The 20670-nt window shown below is 65.6% G+C and carries 16 protein-coding genes and 1 pseudogene; 8 read left to right on the forward strand and 9 right to left on the reverse strand.

The window, feature by feature from the left end:
* Window positions 1-206 precede the first annotated feature (206 nt).
* Complete coding sequence (locus AUL38_RS15320) at window positions 207-1130, reverse strand: Lrp/AsnC family transcriptional regulator (RefSeq protein WP_059063458.1); 924 nt, start codon at window positions 1128-1130, stop codon at window positions 207-209.
* Between the two features lie 206 nt (window positions 1131-1336).
* Between AUL38_RS15320 and AUL38_RS15325 the strand changes: the two genes are divergently transcribed.
* The 3 genes from AUL38_RS15325 to murJ all read left to right on the forward strand — a co-directional run bounded on the left by AUL38_RS15325 (window position 1337) and on the right by murJ (window position 5476).
* The gene (locus AUL38_RS15325) at window positions 1337-2212 is read left to right on the forward strand and encodes a nitrilase-related carbon-nitrogen hydrolase (RefSeq protein ID WP_059063460.1); all 876 of its coding nucleotides are present in this window, start codon (window positions 1337-1339) and stop codon (window positions 2210-2212) included.
* 74 nt (window positions 2213-2286) lie between these two features.
* Window positions 2287-3732: a cytosine permease gene (locus tag AUL38_RS15330; protein ID WP_235590753.1), complete on the forward strand. Its 1446-nt coding sequence runs from the start codon at window positions 2287-2289 to the stop codon at window positions 3730-3732.
* A 121-nt stretch (window positions 3733-3853) separates the two neighbouring features.
* Window positions 3854-5476: a murein biosynthesis integral membrane protein MurJ gene (murJ, locus tag AUL38_RS15335; RefSeq protein WP_059063488.1), complete on the forward strand. Its 1623-nt coding sequence runs from the start codon at window positions 3854-3856 to the stop codon at window positions 5474-5476.
* Between the two features lie 71 nt (window positions 5477-5547).
* Here murJ and AUL38_RS15340 read toward each other — a convergent pair whose 3' ends face one another.
* The 3 genes from AUL38_RS15340 to AUL38_RS15350 form a co-directional block, all read right to left on the reverse strand.
* Window positions 5548-6546, reverse strand: a complete 999-nt coding sequence (locus AUL38_RS15340) for a C-terminal binding protein (RefSeq protein WP_059063464.1) — start codon at window positions 6544-6546, stop codon at window positions 5548-5550.
* The gene (locus AUL38_RS15345) at window positions 6543-8258 is read right to left on the reverse strand and encodes a thiamine pyrophosphate-binding protein (RefSeq protein ID WP_059063466.1); all 1716 of its coding nucleotides are present in this window, start codon (window positions 8256-8258) and stop codon (window positions 6543-6545) included. The genes AUL38_RS15340 and AUL38_RS15345 overlap by 4 nt, the downstream gene beginning before the upstream one ends.
* A 105-nt stretch (window positions 8259-8363) precedes the next feature.
* Window positions 8364-9869 (reverse strand): sodium:solute symporter, encoded by a 1506-nt coding sequence (locus AUL38_RS15350; RefSeq protein WP_059063468.1) that lies wholly within the window; start codon window positions 9867-9869, stop codon window positions 8364-8366.
* Between the two features lie 165 nt (window positions 9870-10034).
* Here AUL38_RS15350 and AUL38_RS15355 point away from each other — a divergent pair, with 165 nt between their 5' ends.
* Window positions 10035-11723, forward strand: a complete 1689-nt coding sequence (locus tag AUL38_RS15355; RefSeq protein WP_059063470.1) for a PucR family transcriptional regulator — start codon at window positions 10035-10037, stop codon at window positions 11721-11723.
* A gap of 9 nt (window positions 11724-11732) precedes the next feature.
* On the opposite strand, the gene speB is transcribed toward AUL38_RS15355, so the two are convergent.
* Window positions 11733-12680: an agmatinase gene (gene speB / locus AUL38_RS15360; RefSeq protein WP_059063472.1), complete on the reverse strand. Its 948-nt coding sequence runs from the start codon at window positions 12678-12680 to the stop codon at window positions 11733-11735.
* Window positions 12681-12820: 140 nt separating this feature from the next.
* Here speB and AUL38_RS15365 point away from each other — a divergent pair, with 140 nt between their 5' ends.
* Window positions 12821-13402, forward strand: coding sequence for a helix-turn-helix domain-containing protein (locus tag AUL38_RS15365; RefSeq protein WP_059063474.1), 582 nt, complete (start codon window positions 12821-12823; stop codon window positions 13400-13402).
* Window positions 13403-13414: 12 nt separating this feature from the next.
* On the opposite strand, the gene AUL38_RS15370 is transcribed toward AUL38_RS15365, so the two are convergent.
* Window positions 13415-14056 (reverse strand): GntR family transcriptional regulator, encoded by a 642-nt coding sequence (locus tag AUL38_RS15370; RefSeq protein ID WP_059063476.1) that lies wholly within the window; start codon window positions 14054-14056, stop codon window positions 13415-13417.
* Window positions 14057-14189: 133 nt separating this feature from the next.
* Here AUL38_RS15370 and AUL38_RS15375 point away from each other — a divergent pair, with 133 nt between their 5' ends.
* Window positions 14190-15236 carry a 1-aminocyclopropane-1-carboxylate deaminase gene (locus AUL38_RS15375; protein ID WP_235590754.1) on the forward strand — a complete coding sequence of 349 codons (1047 nt, stop codon included), beginning with the start codon at window positions 14190-14192 and terminating at the stop codon, window positions 15234-15236.
* On the opposite strand, the gene AUL38_RS15380 is transcribed toward AUL38_RS15375, so the two are convergent.
* Window positions 15233-16426, reverse strand: a complete 1194-nt coding sequence (locus AUL38_RS15380) for a dipeptidase (RefSeq protein WP_059063478.1) — start codon at window positions 16424-16426, stop codon at window positions 15233-15235. The two genes, AUL38_RS15375 and AUL38_RS15380, sit on opposite strands and share 4 nt — an antisense overlap.
* Window positions 16427-16611: 185 nt before the next feature.
* Complete coding sequence (gene tyrS / locus AUL38_RS15385; protein WP_083506956.1) at window positions 16612-17895, reverse strand: tyrosine--tRNA ligase; 1284 nt, start codon at window positions 17893-17895, stop codon at window positions 16612-16614.
* A 135-nt stretch (window positions 17896-18030) separates the two neighbouring features.
* On the opposite strand from tyrS, the gene AUL38_RS15390 reads away from it, so the two are divergent.
* Together AUL38_RS15390 and AUL38_RS15395 are read left to right on the forward strand one after the other, a co-directional pair.
* On the forward strand, window positions 18031-18750 hold the full coding sequence (locus tag AUL38_RS15390; protein ID WP_059063482.1) for an ABC transporter ATP-binding protein: 720 nt from the start codon (window positions 18031-18033) through the stop codon (window positions 18748-18750).
* On the forward strand, window positions 18747-20090 hold the full coding sequence (locus AUL38_RS15395; protein WP_059063484.1) for an FtsX-like permease family protein: 1344 nt from the start codon (window positions 18747-18749) through the stop codon (window positions 20088-20090). Before AUL38_RS15390 ends, AUL38_RS15395 begins: the two co-directional genes overlap by 4 nt.
* Before the next feature lie 58 nt (window positions 20091-20148).
* On the opposite strand, the pseudogene AUL38_RS17455 reads toward AUL38_RS15395, so the two are convergent.
* Window positions 20149-20670, reverse strand: a pseudogene (locus AUL38_RS17455) (hypothetical protein); the annotation flags it as partial.

Consider the following 20670-nt stretch of genomic DNA (forward strand, 5'->3'; position numbering starts at 1 on the left):
GAATCCCATTTTCCCTACCCGCTTTACGAACCATAACCCGGTTCAAGCTGGGGGCGTTGTGTGAGAGATTCTCGCGGCCTGTCCGTTTCCGTCCGGGCCAACGAGTGATAACACTACGCGGATCCCTCGGGGAGCACAAATCCACCCGGCTCGGGATCCGCGGATCCCTGTCGTGGCATGGATGTTGCTCCTTTGCCGGGCGTGTCTCAGCCCCGTTCCGTGACGGCGAGCTTGTCCCCCTCGCCGTACTGCTCCTTGAGTACACGCAGGTTTGCCCAAGCCTCGACCGCGGTGATGCTCGGGTCTGCCCGGAGGCGGTCGGTGACCGCGATGAGTTCCTGAGCCGACTCCCGCGAGAAGGTAGCGACGAAGTTGTAGCTTCCGATCGTTGCCGCAAGGAACTCGGGTTCGAGAGCATGTAGGAGCTCGAGCGCTTCCTTCGTCGACGCCTTCGTGCGGATGCCCATTCCGATAGAGGGCGTTTCTCGCTGATGGTCACGAACCGGCATCGCGACGACCTTGACGGCCCCGGCACTATTGAGCCGCTCGAAGCGCAGTCGCGCGCCGCCTGCCGAGAGTCCGGCTGTTTCGCCGAGTTCACGGAAGCTCGCCCGCCCATCACGCTGCAGATGCGCGATGATCGCCCGGTCGGCTGCGTCGACCTTGAAGTCGGTGTGCCCCATTTGCAGTGGGGAGTAGCGGTTCACCTCGATGCTCTCGTACAGGTGTGTCCGGAGACTGCGCACTCCCGGGATCTCTGTGATTGCGGCGAGCACTTCACTGAGGTGTGGATCGGCGCCCACCCGCACTTCCACGTCAATGGGGAATGTCCCGGCGACATCAGCGACGAACGTTGTCTCAGGCAGCTCGACGAGCGCTCTACGCACCGGCTCGACGGCTCCCTCCACTGCGACCTGCAGGTAAGCGAAGCGCTTCAGCGCAAGGAGGTCTGGGCTGATCGAAACCGTGAGGCGAAGTTCGTTGGTGTCGATCGCGTGTTGCACGATCTGCGTGACATGTCGACGGGATAGGCCGAGGTGGGTAGCGAGATGCGAGTAGCTCGCACGTCCGTCTTCTTGCAGGGCGTTGAGTACCGCGCGTCGCGCGCCCTGTGACACCTCCGCAGCCATGACACCCCCAAACCGATCTCGACGTTATGCACAATTTCTTATTCTTATGCACCGATTATCCCCTAATTTATCCACATGTTGACAAGCCTGTGCACAACTTCTTATTCATGGGTTAATTTGCGTGCTTTTTCGTTCGCGAGATCTTGTCGGGCAACGTAGGCTTCGGAATCATCCGCACACGCGGTAATCCACGGAAGGATCTCGTCATGGCACTGGTGGCATGCGCCCAGTTCAGTCCAATCGTCGGCGCGGTGCGCGCGAACGTGCAGCGCTCGCTCGAACTCATTGCGGATGCTGCCGCGCAGGGAGCAACCGTGATCGTGCTTCCGGAGCTCGCGAGCTCCGGCTACGTGTTCAACGACACGGCAGAGGCGGCGGCGGCGAGCGAACCAGCCGATGGATTCGCGGTCAGCTCGTGGCAGGCCGCCGCAACCGAACTCGGCGTCGTCATTGTCGCCGGGTTTGCAGAGACCAATCCCGGCGGGGCTCCCTTCAACAGTGCTGCCCTCCTCATGCCTGACGGGGACCCCGTGGTGTACCGAAAGGTGCACCTGTGGGATCGCGAGCGACTCATCTTCACCCCCGGAGACGATCTCCCACCCGTCGTCGATACTCCGGTCGGCCGGGTAGGCGTCATGATCTGCTACGACCTCGAGTTCCCAGAGTGGGTGAGGATCGCTGCGCTCCAGGGCGCCGAACTCATCTGTGCTCCGGTGAACTGGCCGAGTGTTGACCGGCCAATCGGCGAACGACCGGGCGAGGTCGTGCGCGTCCAGGCGGGGGCCTCGGTGAATCGCGTCGCGATCGCTGCGTGCGATCGCTCCGGCCGGGAACGCGGGGTCGAGTGGTCGTCAGCCTCGGTCATTGTCGATGCCGACGGCTGGCCGCTCGCGCTCACCGACCACGCAGCGGACGCTCGACGGGTTCACGGGCCTGACGAGACCGCGGCGGATCGGGACGACGCCCCCGTCACGATCCTCGCGGAGATTGACCTTGCGGCCAGCCAAACGAAACTCATCGCGGAGTACAGCGACGTGTTCGCTGACCGCCGCGAAGACCTCTACGGGCGCTTCGCACGCTAACCATGCCCGCGGCACACCGCCGCGCATACACGATGTCCCGCAACGGTAGCGGGTCAACTGAAGTAAGGATAATGATGTCTGCAGACACTTCGACGCCACGCACCGGCGTGATCGAGACCCGCTCGATCGACGTCGTGCCGCTCGCCGAGCGACACGGGAAGGTGTGGCATCAGGGCCCCTTCTGGTTTACCGGCAACTTCGTGCTCACCACGATGGTGATTGGGTTCACCGGCCCGAGTCTCGGGCTGAGTATCTGGTGGACGGTGCTGGCGGTCGCGCTCGGCGCGGGCTTCGGCACGTTCTTCATGGCGTTCCATGCGAACCAGGGGCCGACGATGGGCCTCGCGCAGATGATCCAGTCCCGCGCACAGTTCGGCAGCCGTGGCGCGGTCGTTCCCTTCATCGCCACGGTCTTCGTCTACATCGGGTTCCTCGTGTTCGACACGATTCTCGTCACGCAGGGCATCGGCGTGTACTCCGAAGCAACGTGGTTCTGGTACCCGGTCATCATCGCGCTCTCGATTGTTATTGCCGTCGTTGGCCACGACCTGCTGCACTTCATTCAGCGGTGGCTCACCTACGCGCTCGTCGCAGTCTTCCTCGTCATCACCGTGTTCGCGGTCATCCACTTCTCGGCGGCGCCCATCGATCCGGCAGCAGCCGCGGCCACCGCGGGCTGGAGCACCTCCGCATTCCTCATCCAGTTCTCCCTCTCCGCTGGCTACAACATCAGCTACTCCGTCTATGTCTCGGACTACACCCGCTACCTGCCGGTAAACGCTTCTGCGCCGAAGCTCATCTCATCGGTCTACGCCGGGGCCGGACTCTCAGCGATCTGGCTGATGTCGCTCGGCGCGATCCTCGCAAGCTACATCCCCGGTGCCGACCCGATCGGCACGCTGCGCGAGGTCGGCGACATGATCCTTCCCGGCTTTGGCACGGTTGCGGTGCTCGTTTCGGTGCTCGCGCTCGTCTCGATCATGGGAGTGAACGCCTACGGCGCGATGCTCACGGGGGCAAGTGCGATCGACGGCTTCACGCCGGTGAAACCGACCGTGCGCATGCGCGTCATCGCGCTCACCATCGTCGGCATCATTACCCTCGTCATCGCGCTCGCCATTCCAGAGAACTACGTCGACAGCTTCAACAGCTTCGTCGGGCTCATGCTCTACTTCCTCGTGCCCTGGTCGGCTGTGAACCTCGTCGACTTCTACCTCGTGCGCCGCGGCAGGTACGCGCTCACCGACATCGTCAACCCGCAGCACGGCGTCTACGGCAAGTGGGCGTGGCGGGGACTCGCTTCATACGCACTCGGGTTCGTCGCAATGATCCCGTTCTTCTCGCTGTCGTTCTACACCGGGCCGATCGCCAAGGCGCTCGACGGGGCGGACTTCGCATTCGCGGTCGGGCTGCTCGTCTCGGGTGTCTCGTATTACCTGTTCAACCGGGGCCGCGACACGGCAGCCGAGGAAGCTGCGATCGCGCGCAGTGAACAGGTCTTCGGCGTCTGGCGCCGCTAACTCGCACCGAAGGAGACGGGGTTCCGCGCTGCTCATGCAGCGCGGAACCCCGTTCGTCTTTCACGCAACGGCCTATGCGGCGAGGCCGATACTGCGGAAGGGCGATGGGTATATTGATCCAATGGTCACCCCCAATGCCGCAGGCGCGAGCGTGCGGATCGCCTCAGGCACGCTGCTCTCACGCATGCTGGGGCTCGGGCGCAGCATGCTGCTCGTTGCCGCCATCGGCTCGACCGGGATCGCCGCCGACGCGTTTGGCACCGCAAGTCAGGTCACGAACGTCATTTACACGCTCGTCGCCACCGGCGTGCTGTCATCCGTGCTGGTGCCGCAGCTCACGCGCGCAAGCTTGCGCGCTGACGGCGGTGCCGAATACGTCAACAAGCTCATCACCCTCACGCTGACGGGCTCGGTCGCTCTCTGCGCGCTCATTGCTGGGCTGCTCCCAACGCTCATGAGATGGTTGGGCTCGCAGTGGTCTGCGCCGGGCCAACTCGGCCTGGCGACGGGGTTCGCGTTCTGGCTACTCCCCCAGATCATCTTCTTTGCGCTCTACACCGTGCTCGGCGAGGTGCTCAACTCCCGGAGCCGCTTCGGCCCGTACGCGTGGACACCCGTACTGAACAACGTGGTCTCGATCGGCGGGCTCGTCGTGTTTCTCTGGCTCATGGGTGTCGACCCCAACGGCCAACGCACCGTCGCGAACTGGCCAGCGGGCGGCACCGCCCTACTCGCTGGCGCAGCAACCCTCGGTGTCGCGCTGCAGGCAATCACCCTGTTCGCGTTTCTTCGCGGCGCGGGGGTCACGTTCAGACCCGACTTCAACTTCCGCGGCACCGGGCTCGGCGTGACCGCAAGACTCGGCGGCTGGACGTTTCTCGGAGTACTCGTGTCGCAGATTGTCGCGCTGCTGCTCAACCAGGCGATGAACCGGGCCGCGGGGAACGAGGCCGGCATCGCTGCCTGGCAGCTCGCCTCGCTCGTCACCGTGCTCCCCCACTCGATCATCGTAATTTCGCTCGTGACCTCGCGGTTTACGCGCATGAGCGTGGCCGCTGAGCGGGGTGACACTCGCCCCTTCAAGCGTGACTTTGTCACACTGTCACGGTTGACCGTCGTAGCAATCACGTTCTGCGCGGTCGTCATCGCCGTGTTGGCCGGCCCCATCACTCGCGTGCTCATGTCGGGGGCACGGGTTGAGTCGCTGTACCCGGTCATGATTGTGGTGGCCTGCCACGCCACTGGGGCCGTAGCCTTCAGCCTGCTGTTCGTGTTCAACCGCGCGTTTTTTGCCTACAGCAACACCAAATCACCATTCCTCATCCAGCTGGTGATCGCCATCGGCTCCCTCGCGACAATTGCGACGAGCTTCATGCTCCCCTCCGGCACCGCCACGGCATTCATCACACTCGGCACCAACCTATTGTTCTGGATTCAGCTGGTCATCACCTTCCTGGTACTCCGGCGACGCCTCGGCGAGATCGGGGGCCGTTCAATCGCACGCGCTCTCGTACAGTGCATGGCCGGCGGACTGCTTGCGCTGGGCGCTGGCATCGCCCTGCTGCAGGCGTTCGGCGGGATTACCTTCGGAAGCTTCGCGCTCAGCGGTGTACTTCCCGCCCTGGTGAGCGCAATCGCGATCGTCTCGCTCATGGGCATCGTGTACGCGGGGGCGCTGTTCGCGCTGAAAAACCAAGAGATGCGCGGCGCCTGGGCGTGTATGCGCCGCAGGCTTGGGAGATAGCCCGCGCCAGGCGGGAACCCCCGAGCTGGTCGCAGCGCCGACGGGCGGCTGCGACCAGCTCGGGGCGGCCACTAGTGTGCTGCTGGCAGCAGCGGGGTCGTCTCCCTACCCGTGACCGCGGCGCGCGCGGCCGCACCGGTACGAAGCCACGAGAGCACATTGCGCGCCGGATCGAGTGTGTAGTGCTCGAGCGATCCGTCAGAGAGAAACGCGACGTGCGGCGTGACCAGCACGCGCGGGTCGCGCCGCAGCGGGTGGTCGGCGGCCGGCGGTTCACCGTGCAGCACGTCAACGGCTGCCCCGCGAATCGCCCCTGAGTCGAGGGCGGCCGCAAGCGCGGCAGGGTCGACGAGCTCACCACGTGAAACATTCACGAGGCTCGACCCCGGTCGCATCGCGGCGAAGGTCTGTGCGCCTATCGCGCCGTGAGTGTCTGCCGTCAGCGGAAGATGCAAGGAGAGCACGTCAGCTGCCCCAATCAGGGTGTCGCGGTCGACCAGTTCAACCCCGTGCACCGGCGCGGTGACGAAGGGGTCGTGAGCAATCACGCGCGCGAAGCTCGGCGCCGCGACCTGGGCGAGGCGCTGCGCGATGCGGCCGAACCCGAACAGTCCGAGCGTGAGACCGCTCAGCCTGCGCGGGACGGCGGTGACGTCGTCGGTCCACCCGCCAGCAGCGGTCACCGCGAGGCTCCCGCGCAGGTCCCGTTCGAGCGCGAGCATGAGGGTCAGCGCGTGTGCAGCGACCTCCTCGGTTGCAGCATCCGTGAGGTTCACGATCCAGATGCCGCGTGCTTCCGCGGCGGTGCGGTCGATCATGTCGAAGCCGGCGCTCATCGTCGCGATGAAGCCGACGTTCGGAAGCCGGTCGAGGAGTTCAGCATCGATGCGTGCATAGCCGACGACCAGGGCGACGGCACGCTCTGCACCGGCGGGCAGCGCCCGCTCAGCCGCGGCTGTCGACGGCAGATCGGCGAGCATCGTGTCGCAGCCGGCGCGCTCCAGGAGTGCCCGGCCGGGCGCCGGATCGAGATCGGTTTCGTCGGTGAAGAGGACGAGCGGGCGGGTCATGCTGCGGCTCCGTTCTCGTCGCCGCTGCCCAGGCGATCGAGATGGGTGGGCGCAAACAGCTCGAGCACCGCCGGCAAGACGACGACCCGAGGCCCGCCTGCCGCGAGGGCGCGGGCGACCGCCGCAGGCGCTTCGTCGAGCGTCGTGTGTTCGGCAGGGATGCCGAAGGCCTCCGCGAGCTGGACATAGTTCGGTCGGGTGAGTTCGGTCGCTGTTGCTGCGCCGAATGCACCCTCCATGTATTCACGAAGCACGCCGTAGCCGCCGTCGTCAACGATGAGCCACACGACGGGAAGCTCATGCTGAGCGGCGACCGCGAGCTCGGCGATGCCGTAGAGCGCGCCGCCGTCGCCGGACACCGCGAGCACGGATCCGCTCTCGCCCGCAATGCGGCGCCCGAACGCGGCGCCGAGTGCCGCCGGGTAGCCATAGCCAAGCCCGCCAGCACCCTGCGCCGACGCGAACTCAGAGCCGCGACCGTCCCATGCCGACCATGCCCAGTAGGCGAGGATCGTCATGTCCCAGTAGACCTGGGTGTCGTCGGGGAGTGCATCGCGCAGTCCGCGCACCAGCGCAAGTTCGGCGTCGCGCCCTTGGCCTTCGACGCGCGCGAGCACGGTTTCGAGGAGACTTGCGATGCGTGCCGTTGCGCTGGCGCGCCGCTCTGGGGAGCTCGCGCGACCGGCGCCCGCCACTGCACGATCGAGGTCGCCGAGGGCGAGCTTCGCGTCGGCGTGGATCCCGATTCCCGGATGGTTGGATCCGAGCTTGCCCAGATCCGCCTCGATCTGGATGACCCGGCCCCGAGGCCGGAAGGTGTGGTAGTTGCTCGAGAGCTCGCCGACACCGCTCCCAACGATGACGAGCACATCGGCGCTCTCCAGGAACTCGGTCGTCGCGATGTCTTCGATCCAGCCCTGGCCTGAGAGCTCATGCCCCCACGGCATCGCCGTCTTTCCGCTAAAGGTCGTGATGACGGGCGCATCGAGTCGTTCTGCGAGCGCGGCCAGCTCGGCCTGCGCACCGGCACGAACCACACCACCGCCAGCAAAGATCACCGGGCGCTCTGCGCGGGCAAGCACCTCGGCCGCGTGACCGACTGTCTCGGCGATGGGCGCGAGCGGGGCCGGGGTCTGCGGGAGTGCCGCGCCCGACAGGTCAGGCACATCGTGTGCCGAAGCGAGCAGGATGTCCTGGGGAACCTCGACGAGCACGGGGCCCTGCGGTGCTGCCGCGGCGATCCGCCAGGCCTCGGTGAGCGCGGTTGGGATCTGCGACATCGTGCGAACCGTCACGACGTGCTTCACGACGCCGCGGAACGAATCCGACTGCTGCGGCAGTTCGTGCAGGTAGCCGTGGCGACCACCCCCGAGGTCGGCGACGGGGATCTGCGCGCTGATCGCGAGCACGGGGATCGACGATGCGGCCGCTTCCTGCAGCGCCGCGAGCGAGGTGAGCGCACCGGGCCCGGTCGACAACAGCAGCGGGGCGACCGCGCCGGTGACTCGGGCAAGGCCGTCTGCCATAAAGCCGGCGTTGTTCTCAACGCGAGCGCTGAGGTAGGCGAGGTCGGAGCGGCGGAGCGCGTCAAACAGTCCGAGCGCGTGTTGGCCGGGCAGGCCGACGACGCCGCGTGCTCCAAGCGCGATGAGCGTTTCGAGCACGACGTCACCGCCGATGCGCTGGCCGGTGTCTGGGGTCTGCGTGGTCATGAGTTCCTCCTCAAGAACTGTGTGTGCAGGCACTCAGAGAGACGGTAGCCGGTCTCGCGGGCGTGCCCTCCGCGAGACCGGGAATGCGGGGCGTCCCGCGGAGCATTAGCGCTGTTCGTCGGAGTAGACGACATCGTTGACCGCGGTACGGTCGTCGAGGCTGAGCCGGTGCGTCCACTCGTCGACGACCTGGGTCGCGACGGGCTTCGTGCAGAGACTCACGACGATGTAGGTGACGAGGCTCGCAAGCAGGCTGAAGTAGATCGGCTCGTTTGCGAGGATGCCCCACACGAACATCGAGATGATGACGGTGATCGTGCCGACGAGCATGCTCGCGAGCGCTCCGGCCCGTGTCCCGCGGCGCCAGAAGAGGCCGCCAACAATTGCGACGAGCAGGCCGCCGACAAGGATGTCGTAGGCAATGGTGAGCGCCGCGACGACGTCGGTGACGAGCGTCGAGATGAACATCGTCACGCCGGCGAGCACAAAAATTGTCACACGGTAGGCAACGAGACTGTCGCTGCCAACGTGGCCGTCCTCAAGCTGCGTCTGCTTGGGTCGGAGCCCGAAGAGCCGGCGCGCGGCAGGCATGAGATCGGTGGTGAAGACGGTCGCCGAGGCGATGAGCGCCCCGCTGGCGGTCGACATCATTGCGGAGAGCGCGGCGGCAAGCACGATGCCGCGAACGCCGGGCGGCAGCATCTCCTGCGCCATGAGTCCGAAGGCGTCGTCTCGGTTATCGAGCTCCGGGAACAACACGCGTGCCGCCATGCCGATGAGCGCGCCGGCGAGTGCGTACAGCAGGCAGTAGACGCCAGAGGCGATGCCGCCCCACTTCGCAACTCGCGGGGTGCGCGCGGTGACGACGCGCTGCCAGATATCCTGCCCGATGAGCAGTCCGAGCGTGTAGACGATGACGTAGGTGACGATAGTCATGCCGCCGATCGACCACGGCGAGAAGAACGAGTCGCCGAGACGCTCGCGGATACCGGACCAGCCGCCGGCCTCGTCGGACGCCGTCATGAGCGCGATCGGGAGCAGCATAAAGAACATGCCAACGGTCTTAATGACGAACTGCACGACGTCGGTCATCGTGATCGACCACATGCCGCCCATGATCGAGTAGACAGCGACAATCGAGCCGCCGATGACGACGCCCCAGACGTTCGAGATCCCGAACAGCACATGGAAAATCGTCGCGTAGGCGAGGGTCGACGTCACCGTGAGCATGAGCGTGTAGAGGAACATCACGATGCCCGAGATCAGGCCGTTCGATCCGCCGTAGCGCAGGTCAAGCATCTCAGTGACGGTCGTCACCTTGAGCTTCACGATCCGCTTCGCGAGGAACGCACTGAGCACGAGAATGCCAAGACCGATGCAGGTGACGAGCCAGGCACCCGAAAGGCCGTACTGCCAGCCGAGGCCGATCCCACCGACGGTCGATGCACCGCCAAGGACGATTGCGCTCATTGCGCCGGAGTACATGAACCCGCCGAGCCGGCGGCCCGCGACGAGATAGTCGCTCTTCGATTTGGAGCGCTTCATGCCCCAATAGCCGACGCCCAGAATGCCAGCGAGATACGCGGCGATGATGATGTAGTCCAGGACCACAGTGTCCTCCTCGATCGGTGGTGTGGATCGACACCGATCCGTGGTGTCGACGCCGACTGCGTGTTTCTTCTACGGACGGTACTCAGGTTTCACGTCGAACACGACGGCAATTCATCCTGAATACAAGCTCAGGTAGGATGAAATATCTTACGTCGAGGAGAAACCGTGCATCCCACCCCCACACTGCTTGACCGCGCCACGGTCCCCCTCGCAACGCTCCTTGACGAGCCGTCACTCGAAGCAAAGCTCGTGTCCCCCTCCCCCGACGCGCTCAACGCAGACCCGCGACTCGCGGCACGCATCAGGAGCACGCCGGTCGCCTCGTCGATCGTCATTGAGCTCGAGGACCCGGGGCTCTACATGCTGCCCGGCGATCTACTCCTGGTCACCGGGCTCGCCTTCTCAGGCAATGCTGAGCACGACCAGGCATACGTTGACCGACTGCTCGCTGCAGGAGTGCCCGCGCTCGTATTTGGTCTTGAACCGGTCCACGCCGAGATTCCGCCAACACTCCTTGCCGCTTGCCAGGCCGCCGACTTCCCACTCATCGTGCTGCCACCGCCAATCTATTTCGCCGCCGTCACGAGCACCCTCAACCGGGCACTGGAAACCGAGCGCACGCGCGCACTCGAACACATGAACACGCTCGCGCGGCACCTCACAGAAGCCGTGCTGCAGCATCGCCCTGCGCAACGGCTCGTGGAGCGACTCGCGACCGACCGCGGCAGCTGGGCGGCACTGCGCATCGGTGACGAGCTGTATCTCGGCGGCCAAACCCCGGCTGGTGCCAACTTCGTGGATCTGTTTGCAGACTTCGATGAGCGGCTCCGCCGACCCCGGGGATCTCGCAGTGGCGCGTCTGCGGTGTTCACCGCGATCACCGTGGCCGGCGTTGACTACGAAGTCGCCGCGCATGAGGCTGCTCCGCGCAGCTCGCGGGGACGGAACGCCGACGGCACCGCAATTCTCGCGGTCGGCCGGTCGCCCCGCCTCACCAGGATTGATCTCACCGCGCTCCAGCTCGCCGCGAACCTCGTCGGTCTTCTCCTCCAGCTTCCGGCCGCACAGTCGATGGCGGTAGATCAGCTCATCATGCAGCTACTCATGGAGCGGCACGGTTCGCAGATTATCGGCGCCGAGCGTGAACGGTTTGCGCGGCTCGTCGGCAACTCCCTCGGGGGAGGAGCGAAAACCGCGCACGCGGTCATCGCGATCCGCAACCCTCGCCTCCCGGCTGGCCAGGATCCGGTGCCGGCGGGTGAGACCGTCGCCTCTGACACGAACTGGTTGCGAAACCTCCTCCACACTCCGTTTGTCGAGCACCGGTCAAAGCAGTTGCGCGCGTTTGTCGGGAGCCCGCCGACTCCCGGGGAGTTCCAGCACGCTGAACAGCTGGGGTGGCTGCTCGCAGTGAGCAAACCGCGGGCGTTTTTGGAGCTGCCGACCGCAATGCAGGAGGCCGAGGAGTTTGCGCGCGCAGCACTCCACATCGGCGGGCACGTCGACGGCAACGCGGAGCCGAACTCGACGAGTTGGCCGCTGGCAGCCGCAGCAGACCCCGCGGTCGCTCGCGTCGCCGCAGCGCAGTGGCTTGCGCCGCTTCTCGCAGCGAATAAGGCCGAGCAGCGCACAGCACTCACGAGTTGGCTGCGGCAACACGGCTCATGGGATCGCAGCGCCCGCGATCTCGGCCTGCATCGGAATACCGTCAGGCGACTGGTCGCCGAGTCTCAACAGCTCCTTGGCCGCGACCTCGACGACCCGCTTGAACGCGCCAAGATCCTGCTTGCGCTCACCGCCCTCGACACGGAGCTGGCCCCGGGCGCAACACCCGGGGCCAGCTCCGATCGGTAACGCGTTGCGTTAGTCGCGTGCAGCCATCGCGCTGACGAGCTCGTACACCACGTGGCTTGCTGCCACCGCGGTGATCTGCGCGTGATCGTAGGCCGGGGCGACCTCGACGACGTCAGCCCCTACGATGTGCAGGTCGGCAAGACCACGGATGAGGCGGAGCATCTCGCGGCTCGTCAATCCGCCCGCCTCGGGCGTGCCGGTGCCTGGTGCGTGCGAGGGGTCGAGCACATCGATGTCAATCGAGATGTAGAGCGGCTTGTCACCGACGCGAGTGCGGATCTTCTCGAGGGCCGCCGGGATCCCGTGCTCCTCGATGAACTCGCTCGTGACAATCTGGAAGCCGAGCATCGCGTCGTCCTCGAGATCCTGCTTGCCGTAGAGCGGGCCGCGGGTGCCGCCGTGCATCGACGCGGTCATGTCGATGAGGCCCTCTTCCGAGGCGCGGCGGAACGGGGTGCCGTGCGTCGTCGGTGCACCGAAGTAGGTGTCCCAGGTATCAAGGTGCGCGTCGAAGTGGAGGACGGCGACGGGGCCGTGCTTCTTGTTGATGGCGCGCAGCAGCGGCAGCGCGATCGTGTGGTCGCCACCGATGGTGACGATCTTGTCGACCTTTTCGCCGAGCTCTGTTGCTGCTGCCTCCACCTGATCGACTGCCTCGTCGAGGTTAAAGGGGTTCGCGACGATGTCGCCTGCGTCGACAACCTGCTTCACGTAGAACGGCGATACGTCTTGCGCCGGGTTGTAGGGGCGGAGCAGGCGCGATGCCTCGCGCACGTGTGCGGGGCCGAAGCGTGCGCCGGGCCGGAAGCTCACGCCGCTGTCGAAGGGGACACCGACGACGGCGATGTCCGCCGCGGGAACGTCTTCGATGCGCGGCAGCTTCGCGAAGGTCGCGATGCCGGCGTAACGGGGAGTGAGGCTCGCGTCGACGGGGCCCTGTGGTGTGTGTGCGGTCACGGGTAACTGCTCCTAACTTGTTGTCTAATAGTAAACTCTTGAGCACTATTAGTGAACTTCGTTCCAGCATAGACTGAGAGTCCAGCAGCGTCAACGCGTGGAACACCCAGCCCCGAGCCCGCCACGAAAGAGGAGCCACCGTGCGACCGATCCACCCCACTGCGGCCGAGACCCAGGTGCAGATCGGCGCGAAACTCCGCAGCTCGCGGCAGGCGCAGGGCCTCACGCTCGAACAACTCGCAGCCGCATCCGACCTCACCAAGGGCTTCATCAGCCGCATCGAACGCGACGAGACCATGCCGAGCGTGCCAACACTCGTGCAACTCTGCCAGGCACTCTCGCTCCCCATCGGGTCGCTGTTTGAGGAACCCGACGTCCAGCTTGTCACCCTCGCCGACGCTCCCCGCATCAACATGGGTGGCATCGGCGCTGATGAGCGGCTCGTCACTCCGAGATCAGAAGAGCGCGTGCAGGTGCTTCGGTCGAGCGTCGAACCCAACGGCTCGGGCGGCGACGAGCTCTACACCGTCAGCTGCGACGTCGAGTCGCTCCACGTGGTGTCGGGAACGGTCGATGTGCAGTTCTCCGATCGCACAGTCGCGCTCGCCCCGGGCGACACCCTCACCTTCCCAGGCCGCACCCCGCACACATGGCGGGCCGGCGCGACCGGTGCCGAAATCGCGTGGATCCTCGTGCCGGCCGCCTGGAGCGGCTCGCGCTAACTCGCTCGCCCGCTACTCGCCGAGGCTCTCCCAGTTGCGGCGAGCGAGATCCGCGGCCATTTCCGCGTCTCCGGCGCGCATCGCGGCAACGATCCGCTCGTGGCGATCGGGCGAGAGCCGCCCCGGCGTCGCCCCGAAGTGCAGGTACTCGGCGCGGTGCAGCATCGGCGCAACCCCCTCGAGCTGTTCGGCGATGAGTGGGTTTCCCGCCACACGTACCGGCACCGCGTGGAATGCATCGTCGGCGCGGATCGCCTCCCCCGCGTCGCTGTTCGCGATCGCCAACCCCAGCCGCGCATTCGCCGAGAGCATCTCGGCATAGTCGGCTTCCTGCATGCTACCCACCGCGATCCGCGTCGCGAGCGCATGGAGCTCGCTCACGATCTGCTGCGCCCAGAACACGCGCTGGGGGTCTTCCGGCGCGACCGCGGTCAGCCGGCCGGGGGTCGAAACCACGAGGCCCGCACGTGCCAGCCTAAGAATCGCTTCGCGAATGGGGGTGCGCGAGACGCCAAGCCACGCACTGAGCTCAGCATCACGCAATTGCTCACCGGGTAGCAGCTCGCCACGCACAATCGCGTCGCGGAGACTCAGGTACACGTCATCGCGCAGGAGCGTTCTCGCATGCAGCTCGCGCTGTAAAGGAACCGGCATCAGCCTCAACTCTCGTCGTCGTGATTCGAGGATATGCGCTTGACGCATGCTGTATCACGCAATATATTGCATACTACATCGGATGGGTCCGCATCCAGGCCTCACCCGCCGCTTCGCAGTCAAAGGAGACATCGTGAACGCATCGCACGCACTCGTACCCGGGATTGCTGGCCACCAGCGCTACCCGCTCACCTTCGGCCCGAGCCCCATCCACAAGCTGCAGCGCCTCACCGAGAATCTCGGCGGCGCGCAGATCTGGGCGAAACGCGACGACTGCATCTCGGGGCTCGCCTTCGGCGGGAACAAGACGCGCAAGCTCGAGTACATCGTTCCCGACATCCTCGCCTCCGGCGCCGACACCATTGTGTCGATCGGCGGCGTCCAGTCGAACCACACCCGCCAGGTCGCCGCAACTGCCGCCCACCTCGGGCTGAAAGCCCGTCTGGTGCAGGAACGCTGGGTCGATTGGGACGACCCTGTCAACGACAAGGTCGGCAATATCGAGCTCTCGCGGATCATGGGCGCCGACGTCAGGCTCGATCCGCGCGGCTTTGACATCGGCATCCGCGACAGCTGGGAAGAAGCCATCGCCGATGTGAAGGCCAACGGTGGGACGCCATACGCGATCCCCGCCGGCGGCTCTGTACACCCGCTCGGCGGCCTCGGATACGCACACTGGGCGCAGGAGGTCGCCGAGCAGGAGCAGCTGCTTGGTATCTTCTTCGACACGATCATCGTCTGTGCCGTCACCGGGTCGACCCAGGCCGGCATGATCGCCGGCTTTGCGGCACTCGAAGACGCGGGCGGGAGGCCGCGCAAGGTCATCGGCATCGACGCTTCAGCGACCCTCGACAAGACCATCGAACAGGTCACTCGCATCGCCAACAACACCGCAGACCTCATCGGCCTCGGGCGCGCGCTCCGCGATGACGAGATCACGATCCTCCCCGGGTGGGAGGGACCGGCCTACGGCATCCCCGATACTTCGACGATCAACGCAATCACCTCGCTGGGATCCCTCGAGGGAGTGATCGTCGACCCGGTCTACGAAGGGAAATCGATGGCCGGCCTCATGGATCTCGTGCGCGACGGTCGCATCTCGGCCGATTCGAACGTGCTCTACGCCCACCTCGGCGGGCAGCTCGCTCTCAATGCCTACTCGTCGGAGTTCAACAGCTAGCTCGCTGGCAGCGCCTCGGCGAGCACACGCAGGGTGTTACCGCCCATGATCGCCCGAATGTCGTCGTCGCTGTGCCCGCGGTTCATCAGCTCCTGCGTGATGATCGCGAGCTCGCTCGTGTCCCACGCCACTTCCGTCGACCCGTCGTAATCGCTGCCGAGTGCCGCAGTTTCGATACCGCCGACCTTCACGACGTGGTCGATCGCGTCGACCACCGCCTCCGGGGTGAGCTCGCAGACCGCCGCGTCCCAGTAGCCGACACCAACAACACCACCGGTCTTCGCGATGCCCACGATTTCTTCGTCCGTCAGGTTTCGGTTCACGTCACACGTTGCCTGCACGCCGCCGTGGCTCGCCACGACGGGCTTCGTCGAGAGCTCGAGCACCTCGGCAATCGCGGGGTGGCTCGCGTGCGCGACATCGACGACGATCCCCATCTCCTGCATCCTCGCAACCGCCGCGCGGCCCATGTCGGTGAGCCCGCCCTTACCGACGCCGTGCATCGAGTCCGCGAGCTCGTTATCGAAGAAGTGTGTGAGCCCGGCCATGCGCATGCCCTTGTCGAAGAGCACATCGAGGTTCTTCGGGTCACCCTCGAGATTCTGCAGCCCTTCCACCGAGAAGAGCGCTCCGATGACCGGGTCTCCCCCCGCACGATCCGTGAGGAGCTGTTGCAGCTCCTGCTGGTTTGTGATGACGCGCAGCGCGCCGTCCGAGGCTGCCGCGTCACGCTGCAACTTGTCTGCGTGATACTTCGATCGCTCGAGCAGCGAGAACCAGGTCTTCGGCGGCTGCAGCTGCGCGACCGACAGCAGCGTGATGTTGTCGGTGTCGCCCGTGTTCGAGTCGTAGTTCTGCCCCTTCGGCGACTTGGACACAGATGAGAAGACCTGCAGCGCGACGTTCCCGTCCTGCAATCTGGGCACGTCCACGTGCCCACGATCCGCCCGGGTGTTCAGCGAGCGATCCCACATGAGCGTGTCCGAGTGCAGATCCGCCACCGCGAGCTCTGCGTGCAGCGTGCGCGCAGCGGCGGTCACCTCGGGAATGGGATCCCCGGTCACTTCGTTCATGCTCTTCTCGGCGATGCCTGGCGCGAGCGCGAAAAACGCGGTCCCTGCGAGGGCGAGCACGAGTACTCCGCCAATGATCGTTCGCTTCACCCAACGGCGCTGTGTAGGGGTTTCCATAGCGAGAGACGTTAGCAGCGCGAGGGCTCACCCCAGTTGGCGCATAGAGGAATCATCTAACGCGCAGGGCGCGCCTCGGGTTGAGCTGTATGCATCTTCCCTGGCATGAGAAAAACCACCCCACAACACCAAACCGGGGGCGGGCCGCCGCTACGGCGCCCCACCCCCGGTCTTCGCGAACGCGACTACGCGCGCACGGCCGCCAGCGTCTTCTTGCCGCGGCGCAGCACAGCGAACTTGCCGTGCAGCAGATCCACCGCAGCGAGCTCGGCGTCCTCCGCCTCGACCTTGACGTTGTTCACGTAGACGCCGCCCTGTGCAATCGCGCGGCGGCCCTCGCCGAGCCCCTTCACGAGGCCGGCATCGGTGAGCAACTGAGCGATGCTCATGCCAGCTGCACCGTCAGCATGCGGCAGCTCGGAGACCGCACCAGCAAGCGACAGCTCGTCGAGCGCGGTGAGCTCGCCCTGGCCGAACAGCGCAGCAGATGCATCAATTGCTCCCTGTGTCGCCTGCGTGCCGTGCACGAGCGAGGTGACCTCGAGCGCGAGCCGCTTCTGCGCTGCACGCTTGAACGGCTCCTCCGCGACCTGGGTCTCGTACTCCGCAATCTCAGCACGCGTCAGGAACGTGAACACCTTCAGGCGGTCGATCACGTCGGCATCGGCCTGGTTCAGCCAGAACTGGTAGAACGCGTATGGCGAGCACATCTCCGGGTTCAGCCAGATCGCGTTGCCCTCGCTCTTACCGAACTTGGTGCCGTCGGCGTTGGTGATGAGCGGGGTGCCGATCGCGTGCACGCTCGCGCCCTCCGCCTTACGGATAAGGTCCGTGCCGCTCGTGAGGTTGCCCCACTGGTCCGACCCACCCGACTGCAGCTTGCAGTCGTACTGGCGGTAGAGCTCGAGGTAGTCAAGGCTCTGCAGGATCTGGTAGCTGAACTCCGTGTAGCTAATGCCCTCGTCGGAGTCGAGGCGCTTGGCAACAATGTCTTTCTTGATCATCGTGCCGACGCGGAAGTACTTGCCGATGTCGCGGAGGAAGTCGATCGCGCTCAGCGGCGCTGTCCAGTCAAGGTTATTCACGAGGCGCGCAGCGTTATCGCCCTCGAAGCTGAGGTAGCGCGACACCTGCTCGCCCAGCGAGTCGACCCACTGCGAGACCGTCTCGCGTGAATTCAGCGTGCGCTCCGAAGTCGGGCGCGGATCGCCGATGAGGCCGGTTGACCCGCCGACGAGCCCGAGGGGCATGTGTCCCTTGAGCTGCAGCCGACGCATGAGCAGCAGCTGCACGAGGTGGCCCAGGTGCAGGCTCGCCGCGGTCGGGTCGAAGCCGCAATAGTAGGTGAACGGTTCGCCCTCAAGCAGTTCAGACAGCGCCGTAGCGTCCGTCGATACGTGGATCAGCCCGCGCCACTCCAGCTCGTCCCACAGGGTGGGGAAGCTGTCGTCGATGCGCTGGTTGGCCATGAGCTCGGTACGTTCGTTCAGTTCAGACACGCCTCGCAGTTTACCGTCTTCTGAAATCTCCCGGGTACCGGGGTACTACAGCCTCGGCACCGCGGGCCGACGCGCCTCCGTCGCTTCACGACGAAAGTGGGTGATATGACGAATCTCATCCTCCACGCAGACAGGCTCACCAAGCAATACGGCGCCACCCGGGCGCTCGACGGCGTCTCGCTCACACTCGCCGAAGGAACCGCCACGGCCATCATGGGGGCATCGGGATCGGGCAAGACGACGCTGCTCCACATGCTCGCAGGCATCCTCACACCCGATGCCGGGTCCGTGGGCTTCGCCGGGCACCCCATCAGCGCGCTCTCCGACGGCGAGCGCAGCAAGCTGCGACGCGAGCAGTTCGGATTCGTGTTCCAGCAGGGCCTCCTCATTCCCGAACTCACCGCAGGCGAGAACGTCGCGCTCGCGCTCATGCTCAATGGCATGTCCAAGCGTGATGCCCTCGTCCCGGCCGGCCAGTGGCTCGCAGCTCTCGGGCTCGCGGGACTCGAAGAGCGGCGCATCGGGCAGTTGTCGGGCGGTCAGGCGCAACGCGTCGCGATCGCACGCGCGCAGGTCACCGGCGCCCGCGTCATCTTTGCCGACGAGCCAACGGGAGCGCTCGACTCGACAACCTCGCAAGATGTCATGAACGCGCTGCTGCACACCACTTCGGGCAGCGGTCGCACCCTCGTTGTCGTGACGCACGATCCGCAGGTTGCGGCGCGCTGCCAGCGAATCGTTACGCTTGCCGATGGGCGAATCGTCGCCGACACGGCGACCGGTTTCCCGGCGTCAGGCGCAGCCGGGACGGGGGCACAATCATGATTCTGCACGTACTTCCCTTGCTCTCCCGGCCGAGCCGTCAGGGCGCCGCAGGGATTCTGTTGCCGTTCGTCGCGTTCGCCAGCGTCTCCGCGTTGCTCGCGATCGTCCTCGGCGGAGCTCAGACATTCTGGGGCTACGATGACGAGCTCGCCCCGCTGTACTGGTTCTGCACGGCACTCGCGCTCGTACTCCTCGTGGTTCCACTCGTGTCGCTCGGAAACGCCGCAGCCAGGCTGTCGGCGCGGCGCCGAGACGACCGCCTCGCTGTGCTCAGACTGCTTGGCATGACAGCCCGCTCCACCGCTTTCCTCGCGATCATCGAGGCCGCGGGTGTCGCGCTACTCGGCGCACTCTTCGGGGTCGCGCTCTCGTACGCTGCAACACCTCTCGTGGGTCTCATCCACTTCCGCGGCGAAGCGCTGGGCGCGGTAGGCGTCGCACTCCCGCCGCTGCATGCGCTTCTCGTGGTGCTCGGGGTGACCGCTATCGCCGCGCTGAGCGCGGTGTTCGGGCTGCGTCGCGTCGTCATCTCCCCCCTCGGCGTCGCCCTCAAACAGCAAGCTCCGAAGCTGGCCTGGCTGCAGGCCCTGCTGGCTGTAGTTGGCATCCTGGTCGCCATCGTCGTCGTCAATATGATCAACGGTGTTGGCTCACTCGGAGGCATCATCGCCATGATCGGAGCGCTCGGTTTCGCGTTCGCCATTGCGCTGCTAGCCCTCGACCTTATCGGGGCATGGGTGCTCGGCATGTTCGGGAGGTCACGAGCGAAGCGCGCGCAGCGCCCTGCCGATCTCCTCGCCGCACGACAGGTCTTGGAGTCGCCCCGGACTGCGTGGCGCCAGGTGTCGGGCGTCGCGATGGCAAGCTTCATGGCGGTCTTTGCGGGCTCCGGAGTCGCACTACTCGACACCGTCGGGAGTTCGGGGAACGAGGCCGACGCGTTTCTGGTCGCGGACATTCGCACGGGCATCATCATTACGGTGATCGCGTCGTTCGTGATGGTCGCGTGTTCGGTCGGTGTCGGTCAGGCCGCGCAGATCCTCGACCGCCGGGATATCTCACAGTCGCTCGCTGTGATGGGTACCCCGTTCGGGGTGCAAGACGCAGCCAGGCGGAAGGCCACGATGCTGCCGCTGCTGCTTGCTTCCCTCGGCTCAGCAGTCCTCGCGGGGGTCCTCGCACTGCCGCTGATCGGGCTTGCGATTGTCGTTGCGCCGCTGTCACTTGCCGTCGTGTTCGGTTCGGTTGCCGCCGGAATTATGCTCGTCGTGCTTGCCCTCTTTGCCACCAAGCCTCTGCTTCGGGCAGCATCGCAGACGGTTCCGCGGGCTGCCGAGTGAGCATACGGCGTAGGTGAGGGTGGCCGCGCGGGAGTGGTGCCTCGCGCGGCCAGCGCCGTCATACCTCCTGCGTGGTTGGCTCAGGCCCGGTCAGCTCTGGTTGGCGCTGATCAGGTCGCAGCCGCTCGAAGCCGGGCAGGTTCTGCGTGATCTGCGAAGACACCACATCCAGGCGGCCGTCGAAGCGATCGAACCGATCTCCGAGTTCTATGCGGACCCCATCGATGCGTCCGAGAAGCTCAATATGCACGGTATCGATTCTGGCCGCGAGCGTGGTTTGTACCTGGTCGATCCGTTCACTCACACCGTCGCGAACGCCATCCATGCGGCTACCCAGCACGGTCTGCACCAGATCGATCCGATCTAGGACCCGGTCGGTTCGTCCGTTCGCAGCATCGAACCGGCCCGCGACCGCATCAAAGCTGCGGTCGATGCCATCGAACCGCCCATCAATGGCTTCCAGACGACGATCCACCCCGTCAAACCGCACATCAATCGCGCCCAGACGACGATCCACCCCATCAAACCGCACATCAATCGCATCCAGACGACGATCCACCCCATCAAACCGCACATCAAT

The organism is Leucobacter sp. G161, from assembly GCF_001482305.1.
Taxonomy (GTDB): Bacteria; Actinomycetota; Actinomycetes; order Actinomycetales; family Microbacteriaceae; genus Leucobacter.

Coding starts and splice junctions, on each gene's coding strand:
- AUL38_RS15330 (WP_235590753.1), top strand. CDS start 2,287: ATGTCTGCAGACACTTCGACGCCACGCACCGGCGTGATCGAGACCCGC.
- AUL38_RS15345 (WP_059063466.1), bottom strand. CDS start 8,258: ATGACCACGCAGACCCCAGACACCGGCCAGCGCATCGGCGGTGACGTC.
- AUL38_RS15370 (WP_059063476.1), bottom strand. CDS start 14,056: ATGCCGGTTCCTTTACAGCGCGAGCTGCATGCGAGAACGCTCCTGCGC.
- murJ (WP_059063488.1), top strand. CDS start 3,854: ATGGTCACCCCCAATGCCGCAGGCGCGAGCGTGCGGATCGCCTCAGGC.
- tyrS (WP_083506956.1), bottom strand. CDS start 17,895: ATGGCCAACCAGCGCATCGACGACAGCTTCCCCACCCTGTGGGACGAG.
- AUL38_RS15395 (WP_059063484.1), top strand. CDS start 18,747: ATGATTCTGCACGTACTTCCCTTGCTCTCCCGGCCGAGCCGTCAGGGC.
- AUL38_RS15325 (WP_059063460.1), top strand. CDS start 1,337: ATGGCACTGGTGGCATGCGCCCAGTTCAGTCCAATCGTCGGCGCGGTG.
- AUL38_RS15320 (WP_059063458.1), bottom strand. CDS start 1,130: ATGGCTGCGGAGGTGTCACAGGGCGCGCGACGCGCGGTACTCAACGCC.
- AUL38_RS15390 (WP_059063482.1), top strand. CDS start 18,031: ATGACGAATCTCATCCTCCACGCAGACAGGCTCACCAAGCAATACGGC.
- AUL38_RS15340 (WP_059063464.1), bottom strand. CDS start 6,546: ATGACCCGCCCGCTCGTCCTCTTCACCGACGAAACCGATCTCGATCCG.
- AUL38_RS15380 (WP_059063478.1), bottom strand. CDS start 16,426: ATGGAAACCCCTACACAGCGCCGTTGGGTGAAGCGAACGATCATTGGC.